The following is an 893-nucleotide window of genomic DNA, read 5'->3' on the forward strand; positions in this document are numbered from 1 at the left end:
GGCCTCGTCGGCGGCGCGGCGGCGGGCCTTGTCGGCGATGCGCGCGGCGAGCCCCGGGTCGTCGGCGAGCGTGCGCGCACGCGCCTCCACCTGCGCGGCGAAGTTGGCCCGGTCGGCCCCGAAGCAGTCGTCGATCAGGCCTTGCGCAGCGGCCTCGCGGGCGAGCAGCGGCAGGCGGTTGCGCATGATCGCGCGCGCGGCGTCCTCGCCCACCCGGCGCGGCAGCAGGTAGGTCCAGTACTCCGAGCCGAACAGGTTGCCCATGTTCTTGTAGTGCGGGTTCATCACCACGCCCTCGTGCGCCCACACGCGGTCGCAGGCGAGCGCGAGGAAGCAGCCGCCGGCGCCGGCGTTGCCGCGCAGCGCGGCGACGGTGAGGCGGTCGGTGAGCCCGAGCAGCGCCAGGCAGACGTCGTCGATGGCCTCGATGTTCGCCCACGACTCGTCGGCCGGCGAGGGCGCGGCCTCGATGGTATTGAGGTGGATGCCGTTGGACCAGAAGCCGGCGCCGCCGTCGAGCACCAGCACGCGCGTGGGGCGGCCGCGGGCGAACTCGATCGCGGCGAGCAGGCGGCGGCACTGCGCGGTGGACATGGCGCCGTTGTAGAACTCGAAGGACAGCACGCCGAGCGCGCCGTCGTCCGTCTCGCGGTAGGCGAGCTCGCGGTAGCCGAGCGCGGCCGGATCGGCACTGGCCGGCGCCATCAGCGTGGCGGGCAGCTCGGGCAGGGCCGCGGCTTGAGTGGCTTCAGCGACCTCGGCGGCGAAGGCGAGCGTGGCCGGGAGCTTGAAGGGGTGCGGGCTGTCGGCGCGGCGCACATGGCCGATCCACACCGCGCCGTCGGCCGTGGCGCGCAGCAGCGCGCCGTCGCGGCGGGCGAGCAGCGTGCCGG

The 893-nt window shown here is 75.3% G+C and carries 1 protein-coding gene; it reads right to left on the reverse strand.

What is annotated here, in order from left to right:
- On the reverse strand, window positions 1-893 hold an 893-nt coding region (locus C667_RS23425), incomplete at both ends, for an enoyl-CoA hydratase-related protein (protein ID WP_004390689.1).

The organism is Thauera phenylacetica B4P (genome assembly GCF_000310225.1).
Classification (GTDB): Bacteria; Pseudomonadota; Gammaproteobacteria; order Burkholderiales; family Rhodocyclaceae; genus Thauera; species Thauera phenylacetica.